This window comes from Clostridium sp. C8-1-8 (assembly GCF_009928445.1).
Taxonomy (GTDB): Bacteria; Bacillota; Clostridia; order Clostridiales; family Clostridiaceae; genus Clostridium_AR.
The window spans coordinates 1-7760 of record NZ_JAABNO010000059.1; the positions used below are offsets into that span (position 1 = coordinate 1).

Here is a 7760-nt window from a genome sequence, read left to right on the forward strand (position 1 = left end):
TTCCTACATTTTGATGTTGGAACTTTTATGCACTTTCATATTAACATTTACATGTAGAGACTTATTTAAGATAGAAGAGCGTAATCTTAATACAATTAATGATAGGATAAAGCACCTGGAACAAAACTTATCAACAATACAAAAAGAAATAAATAATTATATTGTTTAGAGCATGTAGGATTATAGATAATATACTTCTGCAATCCTGCAACACAAAACTTCATAGATTATTGGAAAAATAAAACTAAGCTATTAGAATAATTTGTTTTGTTGTATAGAAATGTTATAATATGTATATTGACTAAGACAATATTTGGTATTACAATAATAGTATATTTACCAAGACAATATTTTTGCTGGAGGTGACTATTTGATTGGATTAGAATACATCCTTAGTTTATATAATATGCAGCATATAGAATTAGCTGAAAAACTAGGAATAAAAAAGCAAAATATTAATCTTTGGATTAAAGGTAAACAAAATATTTCTAAAAAGTATCTTCCTATATTAAAAGATATCTTTGGAATAGAAGAACAATATTTTACTAAAGAATTAAATGAAATAGAAAAACTAGAAATACAAAAGGAAAAGTTAAAAAAAGATTTAAATCCTGTAATAAAGGAGCATGAAGAAAAGTATCTAATTGGAGAAGTAAATGATTTTGAAAAGGTTCCTATTTATGATAAAGAAGAAATCAACACTATGGAGAGAACCATTGAAAAAGCAAAATTAATCTCCAGATTTAAGAAAGCTATGGAGATTATAGATGATAATCCGTATATAGATACCTATAAACTTATAGTTGAGCTTATGGAAAAAACACAACATGAGGCTCTTGTTCATAAAACTATTGAAGCCTTAGCTCATTATTTAGAATTACTTCCAGATAGAGTGTCAACAGGTACAGAGCAGGATGAGTTTGAAAGTGAAATTTTTGAAGTTTTTGATAATAATAATTTTTAAAGTGTTAAATAGGGGATGAGGATTGTGAAATACTTCTATGAGAATAAATTATTGTGTTTTAAAATCAACGGAAAATTGCACGAGAAAATTGTACTACATAATGTTAACTATAATAATCACATTAAAAAAAGACATCCAGATATAAGTCATAAGAAAATCGAAGAGATCTTAAATGAACCTGATTATGTATACAAGAGATCAAACAAAAGTAAGGATTACTAATATGAAAAGAATTTTAATGGAGACATATATAGAGTTGTTATAGATGATTATAAAAAACACGTTAAAAAAGTTGTGACTGCGTATAAGATTGATCACAAAGATGAATTTACTACGAAACACATATATTGCATCTATGATAAAGAAACCTTTGTAGAATATGCAGACATTAACAAAGATTTAGAAGATGATTTTGAGTATTTTTATGATTTATTTAATATAGCAAAGTAAAAACATTTAGGAGGAATTATTTATGTCAACAGCAAACATCGGATTTGAGGAAACGTTATGGAAAGCAGCAGATAAATTAAGAGGTAGTATGGACTCAGCAGAATATAAGTATGTGGTGTTAGGGCTTATATTTGTAAAGTATATATCTGATAGATTTGAAACTAAATATAATGAACTTGTTGAAGAAGGTGACGGATTTGAAGAAGATAGAGACGAATACGAATCAGAAAATATCTTCTGGGTTCCTAAAGAGGCAAGATGGGACTTTATAAAAGATAATGCTAAGGATCCAAAGATAGGTCAATACATAGATGATGCAATGATACTAATTGAAAAGGAAAATCCAACACTTAAAGGTGTTCTTGATAAGAGATATGCGAGACCAGAATTAGATAAGAGAAGACTTGGGGAATTAATAGATCTTATATCAACAGTAAAGCTTCATAAGAATGGAGAAAAAGATTTATTAGGAAGAGTATATGAATACTTCCTTGGACAGTTTGCTAGTTCAGAAGGAAAAGGCGGTGGAGAATTCTATACACCAACTTCTGTAGTTAAAACTTTAGTAGAAATGATAGAACCATATGAAGGTAGAATCTATGACCCTGCTTGTGGTTCAGGTGGTATGTTTATTCAAAGTGAAAAGTTCGTAGAAGAACACCAAGGAAAGATAGAAAACTTATCTATTTACGGACAAGAACTTAACTCAACAACTTGGAAACTATGTAGAATGAACCTTGCAATTAGAGGACTAGATGGTAATATAGGACCACATCATGCTGACACTTTCCATGAGGATCTTCATAAAACTTTAAAGGCAGATTATATATTGGCTAACCCTCCTTTTAATATAAGTGACTGGGGCGGAAATAAGTTAACAGAAGATGTTAGATGGAAATACGGTACTCCACCAGAAGGAAATGCTAACTATGCATGGCTAGAGCATATGGTATATCATCTTGCACCAAATGGCTGCGCAGGAATAGTACTAGCAAATGGAGCATTAAGTTCAAATACTTCCAATGAAGGAGTAATAAGAAAGAACTTAATAGAAGCAAATATAGTAGATGCAATAGTAGCATTGCCAGATAAGCTGTTCTACTCAACTGGTATTCCAGTATCTCTATGGATATTAAATAGAAATAAAAAAGATAATCCTAAATTTAGAAGCAGAGAAGATGAAATATTATTCATAGATGCTAGAAATCTGGGAGCACTGATTGATAGAAGACATAGGGAATTAAGTTCAGATGATATTAAAAAAATAGCTGAAACTTATCATAATTATAGAAGTATTGATGGAAGATACGAAGATATACAAGGCTTCTGCAAAGCGGCTAAGCTTGAAGAAGTAAGAGAACATGAATATGTATTAACACCAGGTAGATATGTAGGAATAGAGGAAGTAGAAGATGATGGAGTTCCATTTGAAGAAAAGATGGAAGCTTTAACAAGTGAGCTTGGTGAACTATTTGCTAAATCAAGAAGACTAGAGGATGAAATAAAAAAGAATCTTGGAGGCATTGGGTATGAGTTCTAATAATGAACTAGAACTTAATAATGGTTTTTATGAAAATATAAAAAGTACATTGCTCGAAGCTCGTGCCAAGGCTTACTCAGCTGTAAATTTTTACATGGTAAAGGCTTATTGGGAAATAGGTAGAATAATTTATGAAGAACTAGAGGGCAATGAAAGAGCAGAGTATGGGAAAGAATTAATGAATGAATTATCCCAAAATCTCACAAAGGATTTTGGTAGTGGATTTGATAAAAGCAATTTATCAAGAATGAGAAAATTTTATATTATGTTTAACAATGTTGACGCACTGCGTCAACAATTAAGTTGGACTCATTATAGACTATTGATTAAGGTTGAGGATAGTAAAAAAAGAGAATTTTATATGGATGAATGTATAAAAAGCAATTGGAGTACAAGGCAGTTAGAAAGGCAAATCAATTCATTCTATTATGAAAGACTGTTATCTACTCAAGAAAACAGTAAAGATGAAGTTAGAAATGAAATAAAAGGATTAGAACCTTCCAAAAGTATAAATGATATGATGAAAGATCCTTATATACTGGAGTTCTTAAATCTAAAAGAAAATAAGAAGTTCTTAGAAAGAGATCTTGAGCAAGGATTAATAGATAACCTGCAAGAGTTTCTATTGGAACTTGGAAAAGGATTCTCCTTTGTAGGAAGACAGAGAAGAATAACAGCAGATGGAGAACACTTTTATGTTGACTTAGTTTTTTATAATTATTTGCTTAAATGCTTTGTGCTTATTGATCTAAAACTAGGGAAACTAACTCATCAAGATAAAGGACAGATGGATTTCTACGTAAGGTATTACGAGAAAGAAATAAAAGGAGAAGATGATAATCCAACTATAGGGATTATATTATGCTCTGAAAAGAATGAAACAATAGTAAAATACTCAATATTAGAAGAAAGCAAGCAGATATTTGCTTCAAAGTATATGCTCTATATGCCTACAGAAGAGGAATTGAAGAGGGAGATAGATAGGGATAGAGAGATTTTAGAAATTGAAAATCAGGAATTGAGAACTGATGGTGTGATGAGTAAAATGACAGGAGGAGATGGGGATGAGTTTTAGTGAGTGGAGATCTTATTCTCTAAAAGATGTATGTAGATACTCAAAGGACAAGGTAGAAATATGTAAAATAACTCAAGAAAATTATATATCTACTGAAAATATGCTTCCAGAAAAAGGCGGAGTAACATTAGCTTCAACGATACCTAATTCTAAGAGTGTAACAGCTTATGTAGAAGGAGATGTATTAATTTCAAATATAAGGCCATATTTTAAAAAGATATGGTTTTCCAACAATAAAGGAGGAGCATCTAATGATGTTCTCGTACTTAAATGTAATGAAAAGATAATCTATAATAAATATTTGTATTATTTTTTGTCACAAGATAAATTTTTTGACTATGTTATGGGAACATCAAAAGGTACCAAAATGCCAAGAGGAGATAAGGATGCTATACTTAAATATGATATAAATTTGCCTAGTTTAATAGAACAAAGATCCATAGTTAAAATACTTTCACATCTAGATGAAAAAATAGAAACCAACAACCAAATCAATAAAAAGCTAGAAGAAATGGCTCAAACTATTTTTAAACAATGGTTTGTGAATTTTGAGTTTCCTAATGAAGATGGGGAGCCTTATAAATCTAGTGGTGGAAAAATGGTTGAGAGTGAAATGGGGATGATTCCCGAGGGTTGGGAATTTAAAAAACTAAACGAAATATTAGATAATGTAAAAAATAGCACTAAGTCAGGAGAGCACCTTAAAGATAGAAAGTATATTCCTATAGATACTATGCCTATGAAATCATTGACTATTAAAGAATTTAAATCATATAAAGAAGCAAATAGCAGCTTAGTATTATTTGAAGAGTTTGATATATTGATAGGAGCAATGAGAGTATATTTTCATAGAGTTAATTTGGCGCCATTTAAGGGTGTGACAAGGACCACTACATTTGTTCTAAGATCTAAGGAGAAAAGTGATATTTCTTATAATTTGTGTATGTTAAATTTAGATGAAACAATAAATTACGCAGATAAAACTTCAAAAGGTACGACTATGCCATACGCTATTTGGGAAAACGGGCTTGGTGATATGATGGTGGCTCATCCTAAATGTGATTTAAGAAATAAATTTAATAATATTGTATTCCCTATTCTAAAAAAAATGGTAGAGTCTGCGAATGAGAATACAGAATTGAAAGAGGTAAGAGACATACTACTACCAAAACTTATGTCAGGTGAAATAAGGATACCAGTAGAAGTTAGTGAAAGATAAGAACTAGTATTAAAGGGGGGGAAGGGAATTGAGTTTACTTGAGAATTTTACAGAGGATTTATTAGAACAAGCAGCTATAGAAATACTTCAAGAAATGGGATATACCTATGCTTTTGGTCCAGAGATTAGCTATGGTGGAGATTATCAAGAACGAAAAAATTATAGAGATTGTATATTAGAACAAAGAATTAAAGATGCTTTGTTTACTATAAATAGACATTTACCACAGGATGCATTGGATGAAGCTTATAGAAAGATAATTAGCTTTAATAGTCCAATACTAGAAGAAAATAATAGATATTTTCATAATCTTTTAGTTGAAGGGATAGATGTATCTTTTAGAAAAGATGGGCAGCCTAAAACTGAAAAGGCTTATGTTATAGACTTTAAGAATCCTAAAAAGAATGATTTTTTAGTAGTTAATCAATTTACTATAATTGAAAATGAGGAAAGAAGACCGGATTTAATCATATTTGTCAATGGTATTCCTCTAGTAGTTATAGAATTAAAATCAGCTACAGATGAAAATGTAGGGATAGACAGTGCATATAATCAAATTCAAACTTATAAACACGATATTCCTAGTATCTTCAATTATAATGCCTTTTGTATTCTATCGGATGGAATAAATGCAAAGGTTGGAACTATCACTTCAAATGAAGAAAGATTCATGAACTGGAGAAGTGTTGATGGTATAGAGGTTGCTAGCCTAGATATACCTCAATATGAAGTAATGCTTAGGGGAATGCTAGAAAAAGAAAGAGTACTTGATATAGTGGAAAACTTCTTGTTATTTCAAGAATCAACTAAAGCAGATTATGATGCTGATGGCAATAAGATTGGAGATAAGAAAACTATAATTAAAATATTGGCTGGATATCATCAATATTTTGCTGTTAAGAAAGCTGTTGAAAAAACTAAGATTGCTTCAAGTGAAAAAGGTGATAAGAAGATTGGGGTTGTCTGGCATACACAGGGATCTGGAAAGAGCTTTTCAATGGTTTTTTATGCAGCTCAGCTTGTTAAAGAATTGAATAATCCTACACTTATCATACTAACAGATAGAAATGATTTGGATGAGCAATTGTTTGGCACATTCTCTAAGTCCATCGATATTTTAAGACAGGCTCCAAAGCAGGCCAATGTAAGAAAACTTACAGATGAGCAGAAGAAAGCACAAGCTAAGGATAATTCAAAAGAACTAAATGGATTGTTTGATTTGCTTAATGAAAGACAATCTGGTGGTATTATATTTACTACAATCCAAAAGTTTAAGCCTGAAGCTGGTGACATGCCAGTGCTTACAGATAGAAGAAATGTGATCATAATTGCAGATGAAGCACATAGAAGCCAATATGGGTTAGAGGTAAAGACAGATAATAAAACTGGAGAAGTAAAATACGGTTATGCAAAGTATCTAAGGGATGCACTTCCTAATGCTTCATTTATAGGATTTACTGGAACTCCAATAGAACTTGAAGATAAATCAACACCAGCAGTTTTTGGTGATTACATTGATGTTTACGATATGACAAGAGCTGTTGAAGATGAGGCTACTGTTAAGATATATTACGAAAATAGAATTATTAAGCTAGAGACTGATGATGCAGAACTTCAAAAAATAGATGAAGAGTTTGAAGAACTTACAGAAGGTCAAGAAGACAATGATAAAGAGAAATATAAGACAAAGTGGTCAAGACTAGAAGCCGTTGTAGGATCACCTAATAGAGTTAAGAAACTTGCGGAAGATATAGTTAATCATTATGAAGAAAAAGCAAAAACAATTGATGGTAAAGCATTGGTTGTATGTATGAGCAGAAGAATAGCTGTTGATTTATATGACGAGATAGTTAAGCTTAGACCAGATTGGCATAGTGATGATGTAGAAAAAGGTAATATAAAGGTTGTAATGACTGGAAGCGCTGCTGATAATGATAGACTTCAAAAGCATATAGGCGGAAAGCAAAGACGTGATACTTTGGCAAAGAGAATGAAGGATAACAATGATGAACTAAAGATAGTTATCGTAAGAGATATGTGGCTTACTGGATTTGATGTACCTTCAATGCATACCATGTATATAGACAAACCTATGCAAGGACACAATTTAATGCAAGCAATAGCAAGAGTAAACAGAGTTTTTAAAGACAAATCAGGTGGAGTTGTAGTTGATTATCTTGGAATCCTTGAAAGCTTAAAGAGAGCTTTAAAACAGTATACAGATAGTGATAAGGGCAACACAGGTATTGATACCTCAGCCGCAGTAGCTATAATGCTTGAAAAATTAGAAAATCTTCGTGATATGGTACACGGTTTAGACTATTCAGCATATATGGGAACTTCTCAAGCTGCTAGAATAAGAGCAATCACCAGTGGCATGAACCTAGTTCTAGGTATGGAAGAAAAGGAACAAAAGGAATTTAAGCAATTTGCAATTGAACTAGCAAAAGCTCATTCATTATGTGCAGCTACAGATCAAGGTAAAACAGTGGCTCTAGAAGTAGGATACTTT

The 7760-nt window shown here is 31.4% G+C and carries 6 protein-coding genes; all 6 read left to right on the top strand.

Features of this window, described 5'->3' with window-relative positions:
• Positions 1-370 precede the first annotated feature (370 nt).
• Positions 371-964: a helix-turn-helix transcriptional regulator gene (locus GXK57_RS25900; protein WP_160680905.1), complete on the top strand. Its 594-nt coding sequence runs from the start codon at positions 371-373 to the stop codon at positions 962-964.
• Positions 965-988: 24 nt separating this feature from the next.
• Positions 989-1186 (top strand): hypothetical protein, encoded by a 198-nt coding sequence (locus GXK57_RS25905; RefSeq protein WP_160680906.1) that lies wholly within the window; start codon positions 989-991, stop codon positions 1184-1186.
• 250 nt (positions 1187-1436) lie between these two features.
• A complete protein-coding gene (locus GXK57_RS25910) occupies positions 1437-2954 on the top strand; it encodes a class I SAM-dependent DNA methyltransferase (protein ID WP_160680907.1) in 1518 nt (505 codons plus the stop codon).
• Positions 2944-4029, top strand: coding sequence for a PDDEXK nuclease domain-containing protein (locus GXK57_RS25915; RefSeq protein WP_160680908.1), 1086 nt, complete (start codon positions 2944-2946; stop codon positions 4027-4029). The genes GXK57_RS25910 and GXK57_RS25915 overlap by 11 nt, the downstream gene beginning before the upstream one ends.
• On the top strand, positions 4019-5248 hold the full coding sequence (locus GXK57_RS25920) for a restriction endonuclease subunit S (protein WP_160680909.1): 1230 nt from the start codon (positions 4019-4021) through the stop codon (positions 5246-5248). The genes GXK57_RS25915 and GXK57_RS25920 overlap by 11 nt, the downstream gene beginning before the upstream one ends.
• A 28-nt stretch (positions 5249-5276) precedes the next feature.
• Positions 5277-7760, top strand: a 2484-nt coding sequence (locus tag GXK57_RS25925; RefSeq protein WP_160680910.1) for an HsdR family type I site-specific deoxyribonuclease, incomplete at its 3' end; no start/stop codon positions are given.